Source organism: Isoptericola cucumis (genome assembly GCF_014635665.1).
Classification (GTDB): Bacteria; Actinomycetota; Actinomycetes; order Actinomycetales; family Cellulomonadaceae; genus Isoptericola; species Isoptericola cucumis.
The window spans coordinates 1-26,113 of sequence record NZ_BMDG01000011.1 but is presented as its reverse complement, the minus strand read 5'-3'; the positions used below and the strand labels follow the sequence as shown (position 1 = coordinate 26,113).

The window sequence follows — 26,113 nt, the reverse complement described above, 5'->3', positions numbered from 1 at the left end:
AGGCCGCCGTGGCGCGGGCGGTCACTGCTCGGGTGGTCGCTGCTCGGGCGGTCACGGCAGCGGCTTCAGGTCGACGTCGTACACCGAGGTCTGCCCGGCGACGACCTGCGCCGTCCGGACGGTGGGCACGAACCCGTTCGCCGCGACGACCAGCTGCAGCGGGCCGTTGGCCCGCGGCATCCAGCGCGCCCACGTGCCGTCCGCTCCGGTGACGAGCGTCGTGTCGGACGCCAGCCCGTCGAGGTGCACGACCGCGCCCTCGAGCGCCGCCCCCTCGCCGGTCACGGTGCCCGTGAGCTTGCCCCACCCGCTCGGCGCCCTGACGTTCATCAGCGCCTCGACGGTCGGTGCCGCGTACGGGGTGTCGCCCCCGACGGTGACGGTGGCCGCGTAGGCGCCCGGCTGGTCGACGATGGCGCTGAGCGTCGCCGCCGCGCGGACGGTCGCGCCCGGTGCCAGGGTGAAGCTCGGCGGCTGGACGTCCAGCCACTCCACCCCGGAGCCCCCGGCAGCCTCGCCGGACACGTTCATGACGATGTGCATGCCCGGGTACCCGATCTCGGCGGTGTCCGTCGGCTCCGGGATGTCGCAGCCCTCCGACCGCAGGTACGACGGCGCCGTCTGGCCGGCGTCGTTCGACCCGACGAAGAACCACCCGCCGGCCGGGACGTCCACCTCGACCACCAGGGTGCCGCCCGAGGGCACCTCGCCCACGACCGGCACCGTGACGACCGTGCCGCCCGCGTCGGTGCCCACCGTCGCCTCGGCGCTGCCGACCAGCGTGAGGTTGTCGTACACGAGGTCACCCTCGAGCGTGTACAGGTTGACGGTGAGCGGCTGGGCGACGCGCGCGGCCTCGACCGCGAACGACACCGCCGAGACGTCGAACGCCCCGTCGATGCCGAAGTCGCTCAGCGTGAAGGTGCGCAGGTACGCGTTGTCCTGCGTGGTCACCTGGTTGCTGCACGCCACGGAGTTGTTCGCCACGATGTCCTGCGACGCGGAGTGCGTGAGGGTCGTCTCCTCCAGCGGCATCGCGGACGCGTCGGGGCTGATCGTCCCGGCCTTCGCGCCGGACGTCGAGAGCCCGTCCTTGCCGTCGCCGGCAGGCCGGCCGCCGTCCGCCTTCCCGAGCGACGAGCCGCCCGAGCGGGGGACCGTCGCGTCGCCGTCGACGTGCGAGATCACGCCGCCGGCCGAGTCGTCGGCGGCGTCGGTGCCGCCGAGCACCTCGAAGCCGCCGTCGGCCACCCCGAGGTCGACCGCCACCGGCACGGTGCCGGTGTTGGTGACCTGGAACGCCCGGGTGGCGGTGCCGCCCATCGCCGGAGAGGCCGAGAACGACTCCTTGCTCACCTCGAGCATGCCGGCGCCGAGGGCGGCGTTGCGGGTCACGACCTGCCCGTCCTCGGTGAGGGAGGCGTTCCGGGCCGCTGCCTCGTACCCGGGCGCCTCGATGACGATGCCGTACCGCTCCAGCGGCAGCATCGCGGAGTACACGCCGTCGGCGCCGGTGGTGGCGACCTTGACGTCCCCGTCGTCCTTCGACGTGAGCGTCACGGTGGCCCCCTCGAGCGGGTCGCGCGTGTTCCCGTCGCGGACGGTGCCCGTGACGACGCCCATGTCGGCGAGGTCGTACGTGACCGACAGGCCGTCGGTGAGCGCCGCGTCGTTGTACGAGAACTGCGACGCGACGGCGCCCGAGGCGTCCTCGATACCGACCGTCGCCGAGCTGCCGGTGGCGGTGGGCGTGTCCGTGAGGTCGCCGTAGCCGAGCACGACCCGGCCGTCGGCCAGCAGCGTCGCGGAGAACGTCAGCCGGTCGGTCGTCGGGTTGACCTTGCGGACGTTGCGCCACTCGACGACGAACGCGTCGGTGCCGTCGACGGTGGTGGCACCCGTGTACACGGCCGCCTCCTCGTCCACCCGCAGGTCGTCCCAGAACGCGTAGACGCCGGCGTTCGGCGCGCTCGCACCCGGGATGGCCCCGTTCGAGTAGCTCGTGACCGAGCCCAGGAAGTTCAGGAACCCGTTGGTCGAGACGAACGCCGAGTCGTACGACTCGCCGTAGAACGGGAACGCGAACGGCAGCTCGACCTCGGTGGCGGCGTCGTCGCCCGTGAGCTCGAGCAGGGTGTCGCCGGCGGCGGCGCCCGCCGAGCCGGTGGCGCAGAAGTAGCCGAAGTCGTCGGCGAACCGCTGGAGCGCGGCGTCCACGACCTCGTCCCCGTCGACGGTCACCTCCGTGCGGTAGGGCTCGGCGCAGGTGCCCGCCGAGACCGTCAGGGTGTAGGTGCCCTCGGGCACGCCCGCGAAGGCGAACGACCCGTCGGCACCCGAGGTGACGCCCTCGACCGGGGCGGACAGCTCGACGAGCGCGCCGGGCACGGGGTCGCCGCTGCCCGCGTCGGCCACCGTGCCGGTGACCGCGTGCCGCGGGGCGGCCGTCAGCACGATCGGCACCGTCACGGTCTCGTCCGCGGTGACGGTGACGTCGACCGCGGCGGAGTCGAGGAAGCCGAAGGCGCTCGCGGTGACCGCGTAGTCGCCGGTGGCGAGGACGGCCTCGTAGGCGCCGGTCTCGTCGGTGGTGGCGGTGCGGTCGTTCGACCCGTCGAAGGTCACGGTCGCGCCGGCCACCGGGGCGCCGTCCGCGTCCGTGATGCTGCCGGCGACCGTGCCGGTGTCCCCGACGGGCGCGGCGGCGAGGAGCGCGGCGACGTCGAGCTTGCCCTCGCCCCAGGTGTTGTTGTCGTCGGCGGTGCCGCCGCAGGTGGTCTCGTCGACGTCGAGGGCGGAGGCGTCCAGGAGGGCCTGGGTCTCCTCGATCTGGCCGACGAGGCTCGGTGCCGCGCTCCACAGCAGCGCGACCGCGCCGGCGAGGTGCGGGGCCGCCATCGACGTGCCGGAGTAGACGCCGTACCCGCTGCCGGGCAGGGATGAGCGGACGCTCTGGCCGGGGGCGGCGATGTTGGGCTGGACCACGCCGTTCTCGCCGGGCCCGCGCGAGGAGAAGGACGCGATGTCGCCCGCGGCGTTGAACGCGCCGACCGCGTAGGTCGCCTCGTTCGCGCCCGGCGACGACGTCGTGGTGCAGCTGGGCCCCATGTTGCCGGCGGACCAGCTGCCGAAGATGCCCGCGGCCTCCCACGCGGCGATCTCCTCGGCCATGAAGTCGTCGAGGACGCCGGGGGCGTCGATGCCCCACGAGTTGTTGACGACGTGCGGCCGCTGGGCCGGGTCGGGGTCGGAGCCGTCCGCCCTCGTCGGCGCCAGGATCCACTGGCCCGACTCCAGCAGGTCGGCGTCGGAGCACGTGGCGCAGCCGTTGGCCGCGATCCACTCGGCGTCGGGGGCCACGCCGATCTGGTTCGCCGCGCCGTCGTCGCCGACCATCGTGCCCATCGTGTGCGTGCCGTGCCCGTCGCCGTCGCACGGTGCGCCGTCGCACGCGTCCGAGGAGTCGAACCAGGCGTAGTCGTTCGACACCGTCCCGTCGTCCTGCAGGCCGCGGTACTGCGCGGCCAGGGCCGGGTGGTCCGCCTGGACCCCGCTGTCGATGTTGGAGACCGTGATGCCCTGGCCGGTGAAGCCCTGCGCCCACACGTCGTCGGCGTTGATGGCCTCCAGGCCCCACTCGACGGCCTGGGTGCCCTTGTCCCCGGACTTGGCGCGCTCGACGGGCTCCACGGGCTCGAGGACGACGGGCGTGCTGATGCGGCTGACCTCGGGCGAGGCCGCCAGGTCGGTCGCGAGGCCGAGGGTGCCGTCGGTGACGAGGATCCGGTTGGAGATCCAGAACGTCTCGTGGGCGACGCCGGCGGCCTCGAGCTGCTTGACCAGGTCGGCCTGCGACGCGTCGGCGACGGCGGTGAGCGCGTCGTAGACGTGCTGGCCGCGATCGGCCCAGTCGGCGACGTCCTTCGCCGCCGACAGGTCGGCCGCGTCGGCCAGCTCGAGCCAGAAGTCCGCCGGGCCGCCGGTGAGCGCCTTCTCCGCCTTCGCGGTGAGCTTGTCCTCGGGCGCCGGCAGGGGGTCGGCGGGGACGAGCGCGGGGTCGGACGCGACGGCGGTGTCGGTGTCGGTGGAGGTGGCGGTGGATGTGTCGGTGGACGTGGTGGTGGACAGGTCCGCGGCCGATGCCGGGGCCAGGACTGCTGCGGGTGCGGCGAGGAGCGCGAGGGCCGTTCCGGTCGCGGCCCATCTCCTTCTCCTGAGGTGCAGAGCGTGCACGGTACCTCCCGTGGGCAGCGTCGCCACCGGTCGGCGGCGACGTCGGTGCGGGGCGCCCGGTCGGGTGCCCCGCTCCAGCCCATCCGGCGCCGGACGCCGGGACAAGGGCGGGGGCCGGTCAGTTCACGGTCAGTTCCGGGTCTGCGACGGGTCAACGGAAGGTCGGTCGCCGCGCACAACCGCCGAGGGTCTGATAGGTACCTGAGTAAACGTTGCACGAACGATGGAGGACGGCGATGTCCCAGGCTCCTTCCGCCGAGCAGGGGGGCGGGTACGTGCTGTGCGTGGGGCTGCCGCTGCACCGGGTCGGCGAGGTCGCGCGACTCCTCCGCGGACGTGCGGCGGTGATCGCGACGCCCGACGCGGAGGGTGCCCGCCAGCTCCTCGCGCCGCCGGAGGAGGTCGACGGGGCGCCGGAGGGGCCCGCCGCCGATCCGGGCCGGTTCGTGGGGGTGGCCCCGGCCGACGACGGCCCGGACCGCCTGGTCCTGGGCGTGCTGGAGGTGGACCTCGCCGCGCGGGAGGTGACGGCCGGCGGGAGCCCCATCCACCTGTCGATGCGGGAGTTCGACCTGCTCGCCACGCTCGCGTCCGAGCCGGACCGGGTGTGGTCGTTCGCGGACCTCACGCGGACGGTGTGGCGCACCGTCTACCTGGGCGACCCGGACCCGGTGGTGTCGGCGGTGAAGCGGCTGCGCAAGCGCCTGGGTGCCGTGCCGGACCTGCGGCTGTCGTCGGTGCGCGGCGTCGGCTACCGGCTCATGGTCGGTGCGCGGCGACGGGTGCCCGTCACCGGCGCGTCACCGGGCTGACGGTCGTGTTCACGCGCCCGTCACCATCCAGCGGTCGCCGCGGGCGCGCAGCCCGGTGGTGAGCGCGCGCGCCGCCATGAACACCCCCGCGAATGCCGCCCACAGCCAGGCGAGCCCGACCGCGCCGTCGGGCGCCCACGCGCCGACGGCGAGCGCGAACGGCGCGTAGACGGCGAGCGTCACCATCCCGGCCCACGCGAGGTAGCGCCCGTCGCCGGCGCCGATGAGGACGCCGTCCAGCACGAAGACCCAGCCGGCCATCGGCATGAGGACGCCGCAGACGACGAGGCCCACGGTGATCGCGACCCGCACGTCGGGGTCGGGGGAGAACAGCGGGGCGATCCACCAGCCGGCGACGGCGAGGACGAGGCCGATCGCCGCGCCGGCGCCGACGCCCCACTGCAGGGAGCGGCGCAGCACGGCCCGCACGCGCACGGTGTCGCCGGCGCCGAGCCCGTGGCCGACCAGCGCCTGGCCGGCGATGGCGAGGGCGTCGAGCGCGAACGCGGCCAGGCCCCACAGGCTGTTGACGACCTGGTGCCCGGCGAGGGCGGTCGCGCCGAGGCCGGTCGCGACGCTGACGGTGAGGAGGATCGCGAGGCGCAGCGAGGCGGTGCGGACGAACAGCGGCGCCCCGGCGACGGCGTTGGCCCAGATCCCCGCCCGGTGCGGGCGCAGGGAGGCGTGGTGGCGGCGGGCGCCACGCACGACGACGACGGTGAGGACGGCGCCCATGCCGAGCTGTGTCGCCGCGGTGCCGATCGCGGAGCCGGCGATGCCCAGCCCGGCGCCGTAGACGAGGCCGACGCTGAGGACGGCGTTGACGACGGCGCCGGAGGACGCCACCCACAGGGGGGTGCGGGTGTCCTGCAGGCCGCGCAGCACCCCGGTGGACGCGAGGACCACGAGCATGCCCGGCAGGCCGACGACCGACCAGCGCAGGTACGTCACGGCGTGGACGGCGACGTCGTCGGTGGCGCCCATCGCGCCGACCGCCCAGGGGGCGACCACCGCGAGCACGGAGGCGAGCACGGCGCCGAGCCCGAGCGCGAGCCACATGCCGTCGACGCCGGACTGCAGGGCGTCGCGGGTCCGGCCGGCGCCGACCAGGCGCGCGACGGCGGCCGTGGTGGCGTAGGCGAGGAAGACGCACAGGCCGACGAGCGTCAGCAGGAGGGTCGAGGCGAGCGAGAGGCCGGCGAGCTGGGCGGTGCCGAGGTGACCGACGACGGCGCTGTCGACGAGGACGAACAGCGGCTCGGCGACCAGGGCGCCGAGCGCCGGCCACGCGAGCGCGAGGATGTCGCGGTCGATCCGGCGACGGTCGGGCCGGGGACCCTCCTGCTCGTCCCCAGGCCTGTGGATAGTGCCTCGGGGGGAGGAGTCCGGGCGGTGGCCGTCCGGTGTCGACGATGAAGCCGGGGTGTCGTCGTGCTGTCCGTCGTCTGGACTTCCGCCCTCACGAGGGGTGCGTCGCACCTCACCCAACTTCTTCTCCTCCACAGCCTGGGGTTAGCGTTGTCGCAGGTCACAAGCCTGCAGAGCGTTGTACACAGCAGATATCCCCAGTTGTGCACATGCTCGTCCACCGCCTGTGCACAGCATGGGGGCGATGTCCACAGGATCATCCACACGCCTGTCCACAACGCTCGTTGCGGACGGTGGCTGGCGAGCCTAGCGTCAGGCCCGGTGTCGGTGCCTCAGAGTAGAACGAGGTCCTGACAGCGGGGGACGGTCCGAACGTCGGGCCCGAGTGCCGGCAGCGCCGGGGGAGCGAGGTGGGCATGTCGATCGAGGAGCTCGAGGCGGGTTACGCGGGGTCGTCGTCAGGCGCCGGGTTCGACCGCACTCCTCCTCAGGACATCGCCGCCGAGATGAGCGTGCTCGGCGGAATGCTGCTCTCCAAGGACGCCATCGCCGACGTCGTCGAGCAGATCCGCGGCAACGACTTCTACCGCCCGGCCCACGAGGCCATCTACGACGCCATCATCGACCTGTACGGGCGCGGCGAGCCCGCCGACGCCATCACTGTCGTCGGCGAGCTGACCAAGCGCGGCGAGCTGACTCGCGTCGGCGGCGCCCCCTACCTCCACGACCTCATGGCCGGCGTCCCCACCGCCGCCAACGCCGGCTACTACGCCCGCATCGTGCAGGAGCGCGCCGTGCTGCGCCGCCTCGTGCAGGCCGGCACCAAGATCGTGCAGCTCGGGTACGCCACCGACGGCGGCGACGTCGAGGGCATCGTCAACACCGCCCAGTCCGAGATCTACGCCGTCACGGAGCGCAAGACCAGCGAGGACTACCTGCCGCTCGCCGAGATCATCGGCGGCACCATGGACGAGATCGAGGCCGCCGGGCACCGCGGCGAGGGGATGACCGGCGTCCCCACCGGCTTCGCCGACCTCGACCGCCTCACCAACGGCCTGCACCCCGGCCAGATGATCGTCATCGCCGCCCGACCGGCCATGGGCAAGTCGACGCTTGCCATTGACATCGCGCGGTCGGCGTCGATCAAGAACGGCCAGACGTCGGTGGTCTTCTCGCTGGAGATGAGCCGCAACGAGATCACCATGCGTCTGCTGTCCGCCGAGGCGCGCGTGCACCTGCAGAAGCTGCGCAACGGCTCCATGGGCGAGGACGACTGGCAGAAGCTCGCCAAGGTGATGGGCAAGATCTCCGAGGCGCCGATGTTCGTCGACGACTCGCCCAACATGTCGCTCACCGAGATCCGCGCCAAGTGCCGCCGGCTCAAGCAGAAGCACGACCTCAAGCTCGTCGTCATCGACTACCTGCAGCTCATGACGTCCGGCAAGAAGGTCGAGTCGCGGCAGCAGGAGGTCTCCGAGTTCTCACGTGCCCTCAAGCTCCTCGCGAAGGAGATCGAGGTCCCGGTCATCGCGCTCTCGCAGCTGAACCGAGGCCCCGAGCAGCGCCAGGACAAGAAGCCCGCGATGTCCGATCTGCGTGAGTCGGGGTGCCTCACGGAGGACACCCGCATCCTGCGCGCGGACACCGGTGCGGAGACCACGATGGGCGAGCTCTTCGCGCTCAACGCCAAGGACGTCCCGGTGTGGGCGCTGAACGACCGGCTCCAGTACGTGCGCCGTCACCTGACGCACGTCTTCCCGACCGGAGTGAAGCCCGTCTACAAGCTGCGGCTGTCGTCGGGCAAGGAGATCGAAGCCACCGCCAACCACCCGTTCCTCACGTACGAGGGATGGCGACCGCTCGGAGAGTTGGAGGTCGGCTCCCGCCTCGGCGTACCCCGCCACGTGCCCGGACCGGAGCAGAACGCTGAGTGGGACGACCGCAAGGTCGTGATGCTCGCCCACCTGATCGGTGACGGGTCGTTCGTGAAGCGCCAGCCGATCCGATACGCGTCAGTCGACGAGCGGAACCTGACTGCGGTGGCCGACGCGGCAGGAGCCTTCGGCATCACTCCGGTACGTGACGACTATGCAGCCGCGCGTGTGACCACGCTCCGCCTTCCCGCTCCGTTCCAGCTGACTCACGGCAAGCGGAACCCGATCGCGGAATGGCTCGACGACCTGGGCCTCTTCGGCGCCAGGAGTCATGAGAAGTTCATACCGACGAGTGTCTTCCACCTGCCGAAGGGTCAGATCGCACTCTTCATCAAGCACATCTGGGCGACCGACGGCTCTGTGACCGTCCACAAGAACGGCCGGGGCGGGCGGATCTACTACGCGTCAACATCACGCGCGCTCGTCGACGGGCTCTCGCGCTTGCTTCTCCGGTTCGGTATTTCGACTCGGATCCGCCGCGCCACTCTCAAGGGCGCGCACCGACAGGGATACACGCTGGACATCTCAGGGGTGGACGACCAGCGCCGCTTCCTTCAGGAGATCGGCGTGCACGGGGACCGTGGTGGCAACGCCGACCAGCTGCTGCAGATCATTCGCGACACGCAGGCGAACACGAACGTCGACACGATTCCCCGCCAGGTGTGGGACGACGTCCGTGAACTGCTCGTCGAGCGTGACATGACCCATCGCCAGTTCGCGGCGGCGCTCGGGACACAGTTCTGCGGCAGCACCCTGTGGAAGCACAGCCCGTCTCGCCAGCGCCTCGGCAAGATCGCCCAGGTGCTCGAGAGCGAAGAGCTCGAGATCATGGCGGTCAACGACTTGCTGTGGGACGAGGTGGTCGCGATCGAGTCGGTGGGCGAAAAGCAAGTCTTCGACGCCACCGTTCTTGACACGCACAACTTCATCGCGAATGGAATCGCCGTCCACAACAGCATCGAACAGGACGCCGACATGGTGATCCTGCTGCACCGCGAGGACGCCTACGAGAAGGAGTCCCCACGCGCCGGCGAGGCCGACCTGATCGTCGCCAAGCACCGTAACGGCCCCACCGACACCATCGTCGTTGCGTTCCAGGGCCACTACTCGCGGTTCGTCGACATGCAGGTCTGACTCGCCTCATTGTCGACGTGCAGCCAAGATTGCCGAATCTTACAGGTAGGTTGCTTAAGTGGTGCTACTAGGGCGATGAAGCATTCCTTAATTTCCTCGCCGCCCGGATGACTGGTCCGCGTGACCCCTTGAGATGCCAGGTGGTGGCCGCCATACTGGTTTCGGATACCCGGTTCAGCAATCGGGTGTCTACGCGCTGCTTGCACCGCGTGGTCTCGGACTGACCGCCTGAGACTGGCCTCGGACTTACCACCCGATCCCGCTGGGTCCATTGGTGGTGAGTCGGGGAGGGTGAGCAGGGATGTCTCAGCAGACGAAGGGTCCGATCGTGATCCCGTCCGCGCGTACCGGTCGTCCCCCAACGCGCTTGCGTGAGCACTGCCCCGATGATGCGGTGCGCATCGATACGCAGATCCCGGCCTCGCTCGCTGAGCGGATCTATCGAACTTCCCGAGAGTTGGGCCGTCCCGTCCGAGTCGTCATGGCCGACGTGCTCCGGCGGGGATTCGCCGCCGAGGACGGTGACCGCATGGTCTGACGTCGATCGGCGTAGGACGCCGAGGACGCGAAACGGGCCCGAGAGTTGCAGCTCTCGGACCCGGTCGCCTCGCTACCGCGGACGTTGTCGGTCCGCTGGAAAGAAACACCCGCCGCTCACTTGGGGGTACTCCTATGTCTTCAGCACGTCCAGAATGCGCCTCAAACACTGTGTCCGTCAACTGGAGCAGCCCTGCACCTGAAACGTGTGTCTCTTGGCGTGTACGAGATCTTGCAGGTCAGGACTTTGAGTGGGACTGGAAGGCTGGTGCACCGATTCTTCGAGATCTGACACCAGTCCGTCGACCGGTGGCGGACTCCATGTCGCGCCATGCGCCGGTCCAGGCACACTGTCAGACCACGGGAACTCGACTGATCCTGGAATCCGGGTTGGAGTACGAGCTGGCGCGTGAGCTCGATCGCGACCCTGGCGTGGTGTGGATCGTCGCGCAGCCGGCCCTCATGACATTCGTTGACGGAGCCCGGCACGTTCCCGACGTCGCGTGTGAACACGACGACGGCCGGATCGTGGTCTGGGACGCCAGGCCGTCCGAACGCAGGGACGAGAAGTTCCTGCACAAGGCCCGCCTGACCGAACAGGCCTGCACCGAAGTCGGCTGGGAGTACTCCTTGTACGACACGGCCCACGACGCGCGACGGTTGAACATGCTGTGGCTGGCGTCCTTCCGTCAGGAGCCGTCCTGGCCACACCATGGCGCTCGGTTGCGGTTGGAGGCGGCGTGTCGGAAGCGCGCGACAGTCGCAGAGCTGTTGCAGCTCGATTCCGGTGACGGGCACACGATCGCGCTGATGTGGCATCTGCTGTGGACGTCAGAGCTTGTCGTCGACCTCGATGCCCGCATCACCGCGGACAGCGTCGTGCGGCTCGCTGGAGCGGGGCGATGAAGGTGAACAGGATCGTTCTCCAAGTCGGCGACACGGTCCTGACGGAGGACGGAACGGCCCTTGTGGTCCATGTCGACGTGCAGGGCATCGAGCTACGCGACATCCACGGGCGGGTCGAATGGGTGTCCTGGCCTGACGTGACGATGATGCAACCGCTGGACGCCGGGGGACTCGAGGAGCCGGCGTTGCTGAGCTTCGCTGGGCAGTGGGTACGACTCGGCGAGGACGTGCGCAGTGAGGCGCTCTTCCGGCTTGGTGTCGTCCAGGAGATCGTCACCGGGTTTCGTCGTGGTCATGCCGACCTGGCCCTCGATGGAGAGCCCAACAGCACCTTCGATCCGGCATCGGGTGTCAGCCTGACGGCCCGATGCGAGCGGATGGCCAAGCTGCTGCGACACGAGTCATCCACGGACCGTGCCGGGGGCCGGGACCTCGGCACCATCGGAATCAGGACAGTGCAGAACTGGGTGAGGGCCGCGCGCGAGGGAGGATTGCTCGGCCTGGTGGATCAACGTCGGTCCCGCTCGACCGAGGTGTTCTCGACGATCCCGCTGGTCTGGCGCCAGGCGGCGCAGGAGGTCGTGAGTGAGTTCGACGGTGACGCGTCAACTGTGAACCTGCGGGAAGTGCACCGGCGTATCAAGGTGCGCCTGCACGAGGCGGGTCACGACATCGCGGCGCCGCAGCGAGCTTCGGGACGGTTCGTCGCGCATCTGATGAGAGTTCGTGGTGTCACGACCCGTGCTCAACGTTCCAACAAGCTCAGAGGGGTATCCGGGACCCAGTCGTATGCGGCGATGGTTCCCGGGCAGGTCGTGGCGATCGACGTCACACGTTCCGACGTCATGGTCTGGTGCCCGGTGCGTGGCGGCGCCTGCTCGGTCGAGATCATCTCCGCGATGGACCTGGCCACACGCATGATCCTGGCGCTGCGCGTGGTCCCGATGAGTGCGGACTCGCACGATGCGTCACTGCTGATGTACGACGTGCTCCGACCGTTCTCCCAAGTCGTGGCGGGTACCGAGGTGTCCGACTGGGCATGGGCGGGAGTGCCGGAGCGGATCGAGTTCTTCCCGGACGACCCGGAGGCGGATCCGGACTGCTCGGGTGTGGAGGTGACCTGTCCGCGCACCTGCCGATCGCTGCGAACCGCGCCCGGCATGCAGGGCGAGCACGTGGTGCCCGGCGTTCGACCGATGTCAGTTCGTGCAGACCACGGTTCGATCTTCGTCTCGCAGGTCTTCCGAGACCTGTTGGACCGCTTCGGCATCGACCTACCCCTGTCGCGCACGCGCCGGCCTCTCGACAACGGCATCCTCGAGCGCTATCACGAGACCCTGCAGCGGGGCCTGCAACAGCTTCCAGGCTACAAGGGCCGAAACGTCGCCCAACGGGGTCGGACCGTGGGAACGGGTGACTCTGACGCGACGGCCTTGCTCACAGGGCCCGAGCTGGAGAAGTTCCTGCGCCGCTGGATCGTCCTGGACTACCACCGCACCCCGCACCAGGGCCTGCAACTGCCCGGGACTGAACGCATCGACATGCGGCCCATCGACATGTTCGACGCGCTGCTCAAGATCACCGGACGACTACACGTTCCCCAACGGCCAGACCTGCTCTACGACTTCCTGCCGGTCCGATGGGCCACAGTGGGCCAGTCCGGGGTTGAGTTGTCGAACCTGACCTACGACAGCCCAGAGCTGGAAGGGCTGCGCTCGGTCCCGAAGGGCACGTTTCGCGCCGAGGACCGTGCCATGCCCTTCCACTACGACCCGCACGACGTCAGTCGCGTGTGGTTCCGGCACCCGGACACCGACCGCATCGTCGAGGTGCCTTGGCGCAAGGCCCACCTGGTCGATGCCCCGATGACCGCGACACTCGTCCAGCACATCCGCGGCACGGTCCTGCGTCGGAAGTCGGGCATACGCCTGTCCCAGGCCTCCGTAGAGGACGAGATCATCACCGAGCTCGGCAGTCTGCTCGCGACCGTCCCCCGAGACTGGAAGAAGCGGCTCTCCGCGGCCACGCTCCGCCATGAGGCCGCGCGCCGTGACCATGCCGAAGCGGAGATCGCGCGCGCGGTCGCCGAGATCACGACACCGCATGCCGCGGTCAACGCACCGACCGTCGCCCGTGCCACCGAGTCCTACTCGATGTGGGCAGAGTCCTGGCCCTACACGCCGGAAGTACGGGAGGGCGAGGACTGATGACCGCACGCCTGTGGCACGACCAGGCCCGAGCGAAACCGCTCATCGCTCCGCCGGTCAAGGCGATCACGCAGCTGCGCGCCATGAGCGACAGCAGCCGCACGAGGTACCTCCAACACCGCCGACGATGGATGCGCAGCCTCCGCTTCGAGACACCGGCCATCGTCCAGGCGCGTACGACCTTGACCGACCTCGTCGAGGACAACGCCGTCAGCACACCGGCCGCCAAAGACGTCATCGCCGTGAGCGCTCCGTTCGCCGTCGGCAAGTCCACGCTGGTGCGCACCTGGGCGCAAGATCAGTACCGCCAGATCATCGGAGACCGTCTCCACCACAGCCAGATGCCAACCTGGCATCGAGAGGTCGGCATCGTCGCCGACGAAATCCCCGTGGTCTGGCTCGACCTCGGGGCGGCGTCGAAGGTGCGTGCCTTCAACATCCAGCTGCTGCAGTACTTCGGCTACCCGATCAGCGGAGCGATTCACGACCTGACCGCGCGAATCCACCGCATTCTCGACGCCCACCGGGTGCGGCTGCTCGTCGTCGACGACACCAATCTGCTCAACCTCCGGCACCAGGACGCCCGCGACGTCCTTGATCACCTCAAGCACGTCAACACCATGCTCGGACAGCGCGGAGCGACGATGGTCCTGGTGGGCGCCAACCTCGAGGACGGCGCGATCTTCCACGACCCCCAGATGGCAGGACGGCTACGCACGATCAGCCTGAAGGCCTGCACCATCGACACTCCCGTCGAGGTCGCGACCTGGCAATCCACCCTCGCCGGCGTCGAGAGACTCGTCCTGCCCTATCTCCCGACGGCCATGCCAGGGATTCTGGCCGGGCACCATGCGCCACGCGTCTGGAGACTCACCCAGGGATACCTCGGCGACGTCGCCCGGCTCATCGCCGACGCCGCATACATCGCCGCGCAAGAAGACACCTGGACCATACGCACCGCCGACCTGGAACGCTCCCAGCTGTCCCGACGGGCACAGGCCGCCGCACCCCGCCTGCGCCAACCTGTCACAACCCGCGCCGCGCAGGCAGCGAGCGTGGAGGTGCACGCCCCATGACAGCGCTACCCGTACGCCCGGCGCCCGAGCACGACGAGACGATCTCGTCCCTGACGACCCGGGTCGCCGCCAGCAACGGCCTGCACCCTCATCAACTCGGTCTACCCACGACGGGAGGCTTGCGATCCGAACACCGAGCCGCCGCTCGCCTGGCCGAACTACTGGACCTACCTCCCGAGCAGGTGACGGCCCTGACGCTGTCGACCTACCCGCCAGTACTGATCGGAGAAACGGGGCGGACGCAGCGCACCTGGATACACGGCCGGTATCCCTGGAGATGCCCTCGGTGCACCTGGCGAGGTGGAGCAGTGCTACGACGCTGGCACCTCGCACTACACCCTTTGTGCCTGCAGTGCCCCTCCCTGCTTTCGACAAGCGGCGCCGACGCCCACGGCATGCCGGAGATCGGGGCGCCAGACACGGCAGCCCGGCAGGCGCAGGCTCTGATCGCCCAGGACCTCGAACCCGACCGCCTCCGCTCTGGCAGCGTTCAGCGCCGCTTCGCAAACCTCTACCTGCTGTGCGAGATCGTCGCCGCGTCGTCCGACACGCAGTGGCCGAAACTTCCCGCCTGGGAGCATGACCTGCGGACGCAGCTGCCGCAACCTCGCACTGACTGGAGTCGACGCCCGCCAGCCACGCCGAGCGACGCCGCGATCGTCGTCCTCGAATGCGCCAGAGCACTGGCTGATCCACAGCGCCAACGCCAGCTGCAAGGAGAAGCGGTCGAGCGACTCGACGGACACCACAGCGACGCAGCCAGAGCACTCGTGCGCCGGCACAACGCCGGAGTGCCTTGGGCTGCGCGCCCAGCCTTGCCCAACGTCCCGAGCTCACGAACGCAACCCGTACTTGCGTCCCTGATCAAGACCATCCAGCGCCTGCAACGCACCTCCGGCATCCAAGCTCGACACCTCCCAGCCTGGCCCGTCGAGGAAGCCGACGCCCTCGTACCGACCCGCGACTATCGCCGAGAGCTGGAGCGCCGCGCCGTCATCCTGCACATCCTGCTGTCCGGACGATGGCACGACCCCGGCGCCGAGGCTCGCGCGCGGCGCGACCTCGGTCTTCTGACACGGAGCCGTCGACACCGGGCGCTCCAAGACGCCGGCATCGACGCGATGCGGGCAGCGCACGTGGCGCGTACCGCCGAACACCTGATCGGACAGGGTCTCGTCGACCACCACGACCTACGGCAACGATTCGCCACCCCCACGGGACTGCTCACGAGTCTGCGTCGCAAGGTCCCCAACCTGCCGCCCGCAAGCGACGTCGTCCTGGCCGCCTGGTGCAGGCTGCACCTGACGCCCGGTCCGGCCAACGAGGTCACGCTGGCCGACGTCCGCGTGCTCGACGAAGCCCTCAACCCCGAGCAGCGCCTCCAGCTGCTGGACGCCGTCGATGAGCACCTTCACGCCGTCGACCCGCCCGCGGTGAACGTTCCGTCGCCCGCAGTCCCCGCTCAAGACCGGAGCGCCTGATGCTGCCCGTACGCACGGCCCCGCAGCCTGGCCAGTGCATCCAGGACTGGCTCGAACACTTGGCTGCATTGAATGCGATGTCGTCGGGCCAGCTGACCTCCCTGATCACCCAGGACGCTGGTCCGCTTCGTTTCCTCAGCATCAAGCCCACCGGCCGCGTGGTTGCCCGGGTTGCCGAGCTCGCTGGCGTGAGCGGTGCCGTTGTCCGGTCTGCGACCGTCGAGCGGTTCGACGGCACCGGACTTGTCGAGCTGCGCGACCTCGATCCCGAGCATTGGTCGACGTGGCGGCGCGTCGCGGCTCGCGGATGGATCCGCGCGACGGGATCTGCGGCGTGCCCCCAGTGTCTTGCTGACGATGGCTTCTGGCAGCTGCAGTGGAGGCTGCCCAGCACGACCGTGTGCACCCGGCACGGCTGCTATCTGGTCGAACAATGCCCAGCTTGCGGGCGCCGCCTTCTCGACCACCCCCACACCGCTCTGCGTCCGGCGCCCGGGACTCGCTGCCTCAACCCGCTTCCCGGTTACGGCCACTGCGACGCCGATCTCAGCGCCCTGCACCCTCAACGTGCCCATGATGCGTGCATCACCCGCCAAACCCGCCACGACATCGCGCTTTGCGGCGCCGCACCGGCCGTGCTCGGGTCTCCGTGCACTCCGTCGAGCTACCTCCTCGACGTGTGGGCACTGACCGTCCTGCTCCTCGCCCTCGCATCAACCCCAGGTGGCGCTGGCTTGGCCGGCTGGCGAGAAGACCTACTGACCGAGAGCGCTCGGCGGAAGACCACACCCACCGAACGCGGTCCCGCAGGGTCGCACCCGATCGGTCAGCACGGTCCGGTGCGATGGAGCGTGCACCCGCCCACGTCGCCGACGACAAGATCCCGAGCTCTGGCGACCGCCGAGGCCATCATCACCAACGAGCATCTCGACGAGGCGGCAGCCGCCCTGCATCCCTGGATCATGGCGGCCCCGACGACGACGGACTCCCGGCTCGGCTGGCTCGCCGACCGCACCCGGATGACACCGACCCTGACACGCCTGTGTATGACCGCCCTCGCGCCCCACCAGCGCATCAGCCACGCCCTACGAGCGAGCCCCCTCGTCGTTGACATCGACCGGATCCCACAAGCAGTGCCCGAGCCGGTCTACCAGAGGCACGCGGCCCACCTGTTCCGCACCAGAGGCGAAACGCCCCGACACTTCCTCGCACTGTGCCTCGTCCGCCACCATGACCCCACGCTGACCTGGGCAGCGGCCGCCGACATCCTCGGCGTGCCTCCCCAGCACGGCACGAACACCGCCCGAGCGATCAGCACCCGCAACCCGCTCGCCGCCCGCGACCTTGACCGCGCCCTGCGTTGCATCGTCTCTGACTTGCACGAGGACCGCTGCCACCTGGAAGACCTCGTACACGAAAAGGCCCAGCACCCCGACTGGTTCCTGCCGTGGTCCTCGGCGCAGCGGCCCGGAACGCGCAAATCCTCCCTGCCGTACGCAGTGACCTGGCTGTGGTGCCACGTGGCAGGTGGACTGCTGAGCACCAGCCCCGGATGGCCCGACCCTCCCGACCGGCCAGCACGCACCGCCTATCGACAGTTCGAAGCAGCCCTCAGCCCGCAGGCCGCGACTTCCCTCGCCTCGATCACCAACACGTAGACCCGGAGCCCCATGCGCCTTCAACCCGCCCCGACCAACCGCAGACGGGCCACCGCCCCGGGCTACTACCCGGCCGTATTCGCCGAGTTCATGCTCCCCTACCGAGACCCCGGCCCTTTCGCCCGATGGCAACAACAGCACGACGGTCGCATCGCCACCATTGACCCCACGCCTTCGGGCAGCCTCATGGGCGGCGATCTGTTTCCCTACGGAGTACTGCCACGCCGCCTACTCGCCTGGATGGCTACCACCGCGGTCGCGACCGGATCACGTCATCTCAAGGCCGGAAGTTCGCGTTCCGAGTTCGCTCGGGCAATCGGCCAGGCTATCGACGGCCGCAGCCAGCACCGACTCGCTGACCAGCTCGCCCGTCTCGCTGGCGCGACCGTCCACATCCAGGACTCGACTGCCCGAGCAGACGGCACAGCCGTCAAGGGGACGACCTTCCCCATCGCTGAGCACTACACCTTCGACTCGACACGGCACGGCACCTGGGTAGCGAACGGAGACGACACCGAGATCGCCATCACGCTGTCCAGCGGCTTCTTCACCTCCATTACCAGCGCACCCGTACCCGTGGACCTGCACGTGCTCAAGCTGCTCGGCAGTTCACCTCTGCGCACCGACCTCTACCTGTGGTCGTGCCGAGAACGTCAACAACGCGACGACCTGCGATGGCACAGCACCTACCGCGAGTTCACCGAGACCTTCGGAAGCCGCTCCAGCCGAGAGCGACGCTTCCACGAGCAGCTGCGGGCCGCGGCTCGCGCCATCTCCCACCTGCACCCTGACGTCACCATCACCCCGGATGCGGACGGCCTCACGTTCCACTTCAGGCGACTTCGATGACGGCTGACGAGGCTGGCCACGCTCCCTTGCTGATCTTCGCCGTCGACAGAGAAAGCCGATATCTCACAAAGAACATCTGATCGGAGGAGCCATGATCAACTACATCGAGATCGCCAACCTCGGCCGTGTCGCTCAGGACGCCATCCACGAGCACCGGCTTCGCGGCGGACAAGTACCCGTTACCCGACTCGGACAGCCGACCGGCGCCCACCTGACTGTGGCACGACCCGACGCACCCGTGACGCTGCCTGAGGCGATGAAGCTGGCAGCGCGGCTGCTCGCCGCCTTCGACGACGTGAGGCCGGACGACATGACCGACATCTTCTACATCCACGCCCACAACGAGCTCACGCTCGCCTTGAGGGATCTACTGAACGCGCTTGGGGCGCGGTGAACGACTTCGCGGGACGATCCGTCGATGCATGACGCGTCGCTGACCGCATAGATGTCGGCAGGCAAGGGGACGCCTCAAGGCTAGGTTCGCGAAGCCCCACTAGGCTGCATGCATGTCGAATCTAACCGATCTAGTGAGTGGCGCGATTGGTTACTTTTGGACTGCTGTCGAAGACTTCGACACCCTCGATCTGGCGATGCCCGGACACGTGCACCTGTCCGCCGACGGAGAGCTCGTGCTCGACCTCCTTGACCCGCACGCCGACCCCTTTCGTGAGAATCCCCTCCCTCGCTCAGTGGCAGCTGCGACCTCAGCGGGCGGCGCGCTGTTCCTTGATGTGCATCACGGGCGTCTCGCCACCACGCACGGCGGCTACCGAGTCGCGACGCGCACTTACCGAACGCATGGCGTAGTGTCCGGCGCTCCCTTGCGGGATCTGCGGTCTGACGGCTTCCTCGACGTCTCCGCGTTCTTCCCTGGCATCGCTGGCTGGGCTGGCGTTGCCGGCTCCAGCACTTCGCCGTCCAAGGACGAGAAAGGCCGACTCAACTCACTGGCGATTACCGTGCAGGCGGCAGAACCGCAGAGCGAGGATCTCAGCAGAGGCCGGCGGCTCGAACTATCGACGCACTGGCAGGTAGACGGCCCAGCGGACCGCCGCACTGTCTATGCCCCGGTTGAGTTCAAGATCAGCGCGTCGCGCCCAGCAGACTGGACCGACCTGATCCCGCCCCTGCAGTCGATCCAGGGGCTTGTGAGCTTGGCCTACGACGGCCTCGTGGTCGCCGATGGTGGGCGGGTCACGATGGACTCTAAGAAGCCACCAATGGACAGTCCGACGTGGTGGACCGCCCGACTGATGCGACGCCCCGACGGGGCACGACCCCCGAGATCCATGACCGAGACCCCCAGCTTCAACCTGAGAACCATCGGGGGCCTCGCCGGACTGCGGCGGTGGATCGAACTCACCGACGCTCACCCGCGAGCCACAGGTCCCCTCGTGGCACGACACCGATACGGACTCCAGAACGTCGAGACCCGCTTGATGGAGATCGCGGCCGCCATCGAGTACTGGGTCTCGGCCCACCGCCGATCCGCTCAGTGGGCACAGAGTTCCCTGGGCCAGGGCAAGTTCGCTGCCAACCTAGCGGCGCGAGTGGGCGCTCCGTTCTCCGAGTTCGTCGGGGATTCGATGGCCTGGTCCCGCCGGTTCTGGAACACCAACAACCTGCTCAAGCACGAGCCCAACGGCCAGTACGACGCTTACGAGGTCGCCCTGCTCGCCGACACCGGCGCGATGCTCCTGCAGTCCGCCCTGCTGAACCGCATTGCACGCACGACCGCGCCGGCACGAGCGATCTTCGATAGCCATCGCCACCATCAGCTCGGCGAGGCGATTCGGGACCTCCTTGGGACATGACCAGCTCATCGCCGGGAGGATCGCCGCGAGATCGATCGACGAGCACCGTTCCTGCGACAGAGCATCTTGCTGGAGTCGGCAGGGGCGCGCCGGCGAGTGACGCGTTGGCATCGGCGCGCGGCGTGTGCGGACGACCCACACTTCGTTGCCAAGGGTGCCGACGACCGGCACGCTCAGCGGGCACTCTGTACCGAGTGCCCGGTGACGACCGACTGCCTGCGCGATGCGCTCCGGACTGAAGAACTCCGCGACGTCATCGCCGTCGAGATGCGTGCTGGCCTCACCGCCCGACAGCGAGACGACTTCCGCAGCGCCCGCCGTAAGACTCACGCCCTGTCGCCGGCTCCGCTGTACCCACCCGAGTTCACCAGGACGGACTTCATCGACGCCGTCGTCCAGGCGGTTGCGGAGGGCGCCGGGTACGCGGAAGGTGAAGGTTGAGGTATTCCAGGACTCGCGGAGTTGCTTGCCGCCCGGCGAGTGGGTTAACGAGTCCTACATGGCGGCCATGTCCTTCTCCCTTGCACGAAGCGTCCTGCAAGAGCCGCACCGATGGCCGCCTGACATCGTGCAGATGGCCAGTGACCTTCTGACAGTGCGCCTGGCGAAGAGGACGAGGCCGCTGCTCGAACTGGCAACGGCTGCGCACTGGTTCGACGAGTAGCGCAGCCCTGCCGCGCAAGGTCCGATGCTCCGACGGGTCGTTGCCGTCGGTGGTTCGCTGTACGCTCCGTGCCGTGCAGGAGCTGCTTGATGTGCATGTCGGAGCTCGGCCGCCTTCCTGGTGGGACGAGCGTGAGCGCCTTCAGGCGGCATTGGTTCCGGGTGATCGCGAGGAGCGGGAGCGCGTCGTCTCCGAAGGGCTCGACTGGGCCAGTGTCGGTCTGCGGCCGCGGTGGATTGGCGATGACACCAGCACTGCGATTGCCGCGATCGAGGCCAGCAACTTCGCGGATAAGGGTGCTGACGAGTGGCGTCGATTCCAGACAGGGGCCCACGCGCGCGGTGAGCGTGCCCTGTATATCTCTACGATAGGTCCGACGCCCGACGACGTCCCGTTCCGGTCGGTCTTCGGGCGAACCGAGCATGTGGAGATGCCGTACCTCGGCCCGCACTCGCGCAGCATCTGTGGCGACCCGATCCGCTTGGCGCGCCCACCGAGGTTGGCCGACGACCTCACGTCGACGGATCGCGATCTCGCGCTACGGATCCTCAACGAGCACTCCGAGGACGTCGAGTGGGTCGCCTTCAGGCCAAGGAGACCGCAAGAAGGCGGGTTCATCGGTACCTGGACGCCGTTGTTGATCACGCCGGACGCGAAGGTCGTGGCCGGAGTATGGAGAGACGCTGGCGCTTGTCCTGAGGGGCAGATCAACCACTACATGCTGCCGGCGCTTCCTTCGTACCTGCCGATCCTGCAGTGGCTCACTGAGCGTGCGGTCCCAGATCTCGTCCCCACCGCGGCTGCTCGCCTGCGCAAGTACGTCGACGCGAAACCCTGTCTTCAGACCGAGCTTGAGCGCGAGCTGACGTCCAGGATCGCGATCATCATGGAGCAGTACGGGAAGGAAAAGCTCGATCTCGAACAGCAGCTCGACGCTGCGCGCCGAGCGGCTCGGCTGGTGCGTGATCCGCTCCTGTTCGGCATGGGCGAGGCACTCGAGGATGCAGTCGCACGCGTACTGATCGACGCCGATGTTCGAGTGGTGAGGCTCGACGAGAAGTTCGGCACAGTGAGTGCTGACCTCCTCGCAGAGCGCGGCGGTCGCCGAATCCTGGTCGAGGTGAAGTCGGCGAGCGGGAACGCAAGTGAACGCCTCGTTGACGCACCGCTCAAGCACCTGCGGACCTGGCCTCAGGTGAAGCCGGACGTCCCGGTCGATGGCGCCGCGCTGATCGTCAATCACCAGCACAAGCGGCCTCCGGCCGAGCGTTCCTCTGCTGTTTACGAGAGGGAGGCGTTCGTCGACTCCCTCGAGGTCCCGGTAGTAGCGACGCTCCAACTCTTCGACGCATGGCGGCGGGCGGACTGGCCCGAGGTCCGTGCGCTGATCGGCTTCCCGTCAGAGCTGCCGACGACGTCGACCATCGCTCCGGAGTTCGCCGAACCGGGCACGGCGTCCCGTCGACCCTGGTGGCGCTTCGGCAAGACGACCGAATGACCGCCTAGAACGACTGGCGTCTACTCATTTGGCATGGCTCTATCCTCGTTCTCAAGGTCACGAGAGGCAAACAGACCCAGGGGTTCACCCGGTGACGCCGAGCGGTGCGCAGAAGCTGGCCTACGTCGGATCTCACCCGCGTCGCCCGCCGCTGTGCACCATCGACACAGATATCGTCCAGGTCGTGCCGTAGGCCGTGGGTCGTGCGCGTCGGTCAACAAACTGCGCGGGCGACCCGCCCGGCGTGGGAACAGTCGGAGCCGAACGAAGATGTGTGAGGACCTGTGCACCTGAAGCGAGTGACCGTCCGAGGGTTTCGAGCCGCTTCTGACTCGACCATGACCTGTGAGTTTCCAGGCCGGTTCAGCCTGGTGCTCGGGCCGAACGGCGCGGGAAAGACGACAATCAATGACGCGATCTACTGGGCACACACGCACCGGTTCCCACGACTTCAGGCTCCCGACGCCGCTGCTCTCGGAACGCTGCCACGATCGATCGACGTCAGTTACTCGATGGAGGAGAATCCCGCAGGAGAAGGAGCCCTCGGGCAAGCGCTCAAGCGCCGTGGTCTCGGTGCCCCCACGTGGTCTCGTGGGCTGGAGCGATCACTGGGTCGAGTCCGCGCCGCCACCATTGACTCGCGCCCGCAAGGACTCGACCAACTTCGACTCGTTTACCTACCGGCACTGCGGAACCCGGTCGACGATCTATCACGACGGGAGTCCCGTGTCCTACTTGAGCTGCTGCGCGCGGAGCAGCTCCGTGACCCTTCCGGTGGCGGGTTCGCGAGCGTGCGAAACCAGGCAGAGTCCCTGCTTAGCTCCTTGACGAAGGAGAAGCTCATCGCCGACGTCGAAGGCCGGATCGCCCAGGCCCTGCGCACGCTCACCGGTGGGGTCCGCGAACATCACGCGTTCATCGGAACACAGCGCGTCGACGATGCATACCTGGCGAGGGTCCTCGAGATTCTGCTCGGGGTGATGCCTGACCCTCGCGACGCCGTCAGGCTCGAAGCGGCAAGCCTCGGATACGTAAACCTGCTTCACATCGCGGTGACACTTGCGGGCATCCCGGATCCTTCGTCGACACCCCTTGCCTCATCGCCGTCAGCGCCGGAAGTGCTAGATGCGGCCAGTTCGGGGGATCTCGACCCCGATGACGTGGATGCATTGGACGGAGAATCCGCGGAAGGGGCGCGCCGGCGCATCGCTGAAGCTGACCTTGATGCCGAGCTCGAGCAGGACACCTTCTTCCCTGACACCTTCCACGCGACGGTCCTCATTGAGGAGCCTGAAGCACATCTCCACCCGCAGCTCCAGCAGGGGCTGATCCGCTATCTGCGACAGACCGCGATGACTCGCCCAGATCTCCAAGTGATCGTCTCGACACACGCAAGCGACCTGATTTCTGCCTGCCGTCCAGAGGACCTTGTCATCGTCCGACGCGACGTCGACGGGACTCCGGTCAGCCGCGCAATCGCAAGCATCCCGTGGCCTCCATCCCAGGCGAAGAAGATCCATCGGATGACACGCCTACATCTGGATGCCAGCCGGTCCAGCGCGCTTTTTGCTGAACGAGTCGTCCTCGTGGAGGGCATCACGGAGGCAGCACTCCTGCGTGAGGTGGGCAGGGCGTGGGCGATGGCCGACGCCACCCGTGGCGCCAGCCGTCTCGCCTTCGTTGATGCGTTGTCTATAGTCCCCTTGGGAAACCGTGTGGGCGACTGGCCGGTAAGGCTGCTGGCTACGCCCGGCCACGAGTTGGTCAGTCAGGTGGCTGTCCTCTCAGACACCGATCTCAGACCGGCGCAGCCGGGTGACTCCATGCCGGCTGCGACGCCTCCGCCCTGGCATAGCGACTTTGCTGATCCGACTACGTTCCAGGTCTTCTGGTCTCAGCCAACGCTGGAGCCGACGCTCGTGCCCGGCAACGAAACACTCATCGACAAGGCATTAACTGCGATCGGCCGCCCCCTCCCGACCACGACTGACGAGAGCGTCGATCAACTATTTCACACACAACCGGGTAAGGGTGACAAGGCGGAGTTCGCGCTCGAGCTTGCCGCCGCGATCCAGGACCGACCGGACCAGTTCGTCGTTCCCACACACCTCAAGGCGATGTTCGATTGGCTGTTCAGGGGCCAACTCGGAGCGGATACCGAGGTTGTGGACGATGACGAGCCACCAGCCTGACGATGGGAACTGTCCTGACCGATCGACAGATCGTCGCTGCCGCCTCTGAACATCGCCTCGTCAACATTGTTTCTGCCCCAGGGTCAGGAAAGACAACGATTGCTGCCGAACGCGTCGGGTACCTGCGACACGCGCGAGTTGATCGGCAACGGGGCGTACTAGCCCTGAGCTTCACGCGATCGGCCGTCGGGGAACTGCGACAGCGCATCATCGGGCGATGGGGTTCGCGCGCGGGTGCCCTGCCGAGCCTCATAACGACATTCGACGACCTCCACGTCAGAGCCCTTCACCACCTGCTACGGAAGCGCATGCTCAAGTGGCCCGGAGGGTTGGTCGAACTCGAGGTCCTTGACACCTACCAAGGAGTCAAGGGCTACCGGTGGCTGCTCGCAGGAAGCTACCGGCGACACGCTGCACTGGACGCGTCAGGACTCGTCACCAGCAAGTCGACCCGCATTGGGAAGCCACAGTCAGGGATCGGCTCCGCGGCAGACCACCGCGCCGTACTCGAGGCTGGACGGGTCAGCCACGAAGACGTACGGCACATCCTCCTCGAAGCCCTCGCACTCGACGGCGTGAAAGATGAACTCAAGTCCTGGCTTGCCGCTTCGTTCTCGGCAATGGTGATCGACGAGGTCTACGACGCTGACCGGCTCGACCTATCAGTCGCCTGCCTCGCAGCGGAAGAGGGCCTCGACGTCACCCTGGTGGGCGATCCGTGGCAGGCGCTCTACGAGTGGCGCGGCGCCACACCCGAGAAGGTCGCCCTCGTGCTCGACGCCTTCCCGTTCGCGGCATACGAGCAGCCGGAGTCATTCCGCTTCACGGGCGACCAGATGCCGGGTCTCGCCTCCGCACTACGGGACGGCCAAGGGGTCCAGGTTCCAACAACGACAAGCGGTCTCGTCGACGTGGCTATCGGGCGCCACTGGGCCCGGCTGTGGACCGTCGGGGACAACGTCCTGCCCCTCGCGTTTCGGACCGTTCAGAACGCAACAGACGCGATGCTAAACCTCCTCCTCGACGAAGTCACCAAAGCCAATTTGGGACGACCGTCGTTCGGGAAGCAGGCGGCGTACACGGTCTTGCGGGTCGACCCCGAGATGGCGGAGCAAACGAAGCAGGAGTTCCTTCTCCCTGTGCTGTCAACGCTCAGGGAAGGAGCCGATGCACACGACGTGCTGGAGTTGCTCCGCACAGTTGCGCTCGAAGTTGGCGCCGGCCGACGCCCGAGCAGGCTGGGCGAAGCGAACGAACGCGAACGTGCCGCTGACATCGACCGACTCCGCACGCGGTTGGGACGTGACGCCTTGATTCCGGGACTGACGGTTCATCAAGCCAAGGGGTGCGAGTGGGATCGCGTGGGCGTCGCGCTCACTGCAGCGGAAGAGGGAATCCTCTCGCAGGGACTGCGTCCGCTCGAACAGGAACACTGCGTGCTCTACGTGGCGTTGACTCGCGCCCGTCGCTATTGCGGAGCCCTCAGGCCGTCAGACCAGCTCGGTGTTTAGCGACCGTCGATGGGCTCGGCGAAGGGGATGCAACCTACTCTGGCGACCGGCACTTCTTTTGTCAGTTTGCAGCCTTGATTGGTCGATCCTCGTCCTACTTAAAGGGAAGCAGATGAGTAGAAGCCTGGAAGTTGCGGCGCTCGTGCGGGCGTCGTCCTCGCGCGACCTGTTGCGGGCTCTTCGCGGATGAGGGGGGTCCCCGGTGACACGCCGGGCGTGGTGATGACGTCGGGGTAGGG

17 protein-coding genes and 2 pseudogenes are annotated in these 26,113 nt (G+C 68.2%); 17 read left to right on the top strand and 2 right to left on the bottom strand.

All coding sequences use genetic code 11. The features are described 5' to 3' along the window. Positions 1-51 precede the first annotated feature (51 nt). On the bottom strand, positions 52-4,233 hold the full coding sequence (locus IEW03_RS15395) for a carboxypeptidase regulatory-like domain-containing protein (RefSeq protein ID WP_188524592.1): 4,182 nt from the start codon (positions 4,231-4,233) through the stop codon (positions 52-54). 236 nt (positions 4,234-4,469) lie between these two features. Here IEW03_RS15395 and IEW03_RS15390 point away from each other — a divergent pair, with 236 nt between their 5' ends. After that, complete coding sequence (locus IEW03_RS15390; protein ID WP_188524591.1) at positions 4,470-5,045, top strand: winged helix-turn-helix domain-containing protein; 576 nt, start codon at positions 4,470-4,472, stop codon at positions 5,043-5,045. A 9-nt stretch (positions 5,046-5,054) separates the two neighbouring features. Here IEW03_RS15390 and IEW03_RS15385 read toward each other — a convergent pair whose 3' ends face one another. Continuing rightward, positions 5,055-6,410, bottom strand: coding sequence for an MATE family efflux transporter (locus IEW03_RS15385; RefSeq protein ID WP_188524698.1), 1,356 nt, complete (start codon positions 6,408-6,410; stop codon positions 5,055-5,057). A gap of 419 nt (positions 6,411-6,829) precedes the next feature. Here IEW03_RS15385 and IEW03_RS15380 point away from each other — a divergent pair, with 419 nt between their 5' ends. The 16 genes and pseudogenes from IEW03_RS15380 to IEW03_RS15315 all read left to right on the top strand — a co-directional run bounded on the left by IEW03_RS15380 (position 6,830) and on the right by IEW03_RS15315 (position 25,874). Continuing rightward, positions 6,830-9,481, top strand: coding sequence for a replicative DNA helicase (locus IEW03_RS15380; protein ID WP_188524590.1), 2,652 nt, complete (start codon positions 6,830-6,832; stop codon positions 9,479-9,481). Between the two features lie 301 nt (positions 9,482-9,782). Further along, positions 9,783-10,019 (top strand): mechanosensitive ion channel protein MscS, encoded by a 237-nt coding sequence (locus tag IEW03_RS15375; protein WP_188524589.1) that lies wholly within the window; start codon positions 9,783-9,785, stop codon positions 10,017-10,019. Positions 10,020-10,153: 134 nt separating this feature from the next. Continuing rightward, a complete protein-coding gene (locus IEW03_RS15370) occupies positions 10,154-10,924 on the top strand; it encodes a TnsA-like heteromeric transposase endonuclease subunit (RefSeq protein ID WP_268236097.1) in 771 nt (256 codons plus the stop codon). Further along, positions 10,921-13,131: a Mu transposase C-terminal domain-containing protein gene (locus tag IEW03_RS15365; RefSeq protein WP_188524587.1), complete on the top strand. Its 2,211-nt coding sequence runs from the start codon at positions 10,921-10,923 to the stop codon at positions 13,129-13,131. Before IEW03_RS15370 ends, IEW03_RS15365 begins: the two co-directional genes overlap by 4 nt. Further along, the gene (locus IEW03_RS15360) at positions 13,131-14,207 is read left to right on the top strand and encodes a TniB family NTP-binding protein (RefSeq protein ID WP_188524586.1); all 1,077 of its coding nucleotides are present in this window, start codon (positions 13,131-13,133) and stop codon (positions 14,205-14,207) included. Before IEW03_RS15365 ends, IEW03_RS15360 begins: the two co-directional genes overlap by 1 nt. Then, a pseudogene (locus IEW03_RS20675) lies at positions 14,204-14,545 on the top strand (TniQ family protein); the annotation flags it as partial. The gene IEW03_RS15360 and the pseudogene IEW03_RS20675, both read left to right, overlap by 4 nt. Positions 14,546-14,602: 57 nt before the next feature. Then, positions 14,603-15,688, top strand: a complete 1,086-nt coding sequence (locus IEW03_RS15355; protein ID WP_229738208.1) for a hypothetical protein — start codon at positions 14,603-14,605, stop codon at positions 15,686-15,688. Further along, positions 15,688-17,346 carry a TniQ family protein gene (locus tag IEW03_RS15350; protein WP_188524584.1) on the top strand — a complete coding sequence of 553 codons (1,659 nt, stop codon included), beginning with the start codon at positions 15,688-15,690 and terminating at the stop codon, positions 17,344-17,346. Before IEW03_RS15355 ends, IEW03_RS15350 begins: the two co-directional genes overlap by 1 nt. A 12-nt stretch (positions 17,347-17,358) precedes the next feature. Continuing rightward, a complete protein-coding gene (locus tag IEW03_RS15345; RefSeq protein WP_308808226.1) occupies positions 17,359-18,195 on the top strand; it encodes a replication protein RepA in 837 nt (278 codons plus the stop codon). 91 nt (positions 18,196-18,286) lie between these two features. Next, positions 18,287-18,589 carry a hypothetical protein gene (locus IEW03_RS15340; RefSeq protein WP_188524582.1) on the top strand — a complete coding sequence of 101 codons (303 nt, stop codon included), beginning with the start codon at positions 18,287-18,289 and terminating at the stop codon, positions 18,587-18,589. Positions 18,590-18,701: 112 nt separating this feature from the next. Beyond that, positions 18,702-20,009, top strand: a complete 1,308-nt coding sequence (locus IEW03_RS15335; protein WP_188524581.1) for an ApeA N-terminal domain 1-containing protein — start codon at positions 18,702-18,704, stop codon at positions 20,007-20,009. A gap of 96 nt (positions 20,010-20,105) precedes the next feature. Continuing rightward, positions 20,106-20,450: a WhiB family transcriptional regulator gene (locus IEW03_RS15330; RefSeq protein ID WP_188524580.1), complete on the top strand. Its 345-nt coding sequence runs from the start codon at positions 20,106-20,108 to the stop codon at positions 20,448-20,450. 296 nt (positions 20,451-20,746) lie between these two features. After that, positions 20,747-22,171: a PDDEXK family nuclease gene (locus tag IEW03_RS15325; protein WP_188524579.1), complete on the top strand. Its 1,425-nt coding sequence runs from the start codon at positions 20,747-20,749 to the stop codon at positions 22,169-22,171. A 284-nt stretch (positions 22,172-22,455) separates the two neighbouring features. After that, positions 22,456-22,623: pseudogene (locus IEW03_RS20670) on the top strand (AAA family ATPase); the annotation flags it as partial. Positions 22,624-22,995: 372 nt separating this feature from the next. Further along, positions 22,996-24,363: an ATP-dependent nuclease gene (locus tag IEW03_RS15320; RefSeq protein ID WP_229738206.1), complete on the top strand. Its 1,368-nt coding sequence runs from the start codon at positions 22,996-22,998 to the stop codon at positions 24,361-24,363. A 2-nt stretch (positions 24,364-24,365) separates the two neighbouring features. Then, a complete protein-coding gene (locus IEW03_RS15315; protein ID WP_188524577.1) occupies positions 24,366-25,874 on the top strand; it encodes a UvrD-helicase domain-containing protein in 1,509 nt (502 codons plus the stop codon). The last annotated feature ends 239 nt before the right edge of the window (positions 25,875-26,113 follow it).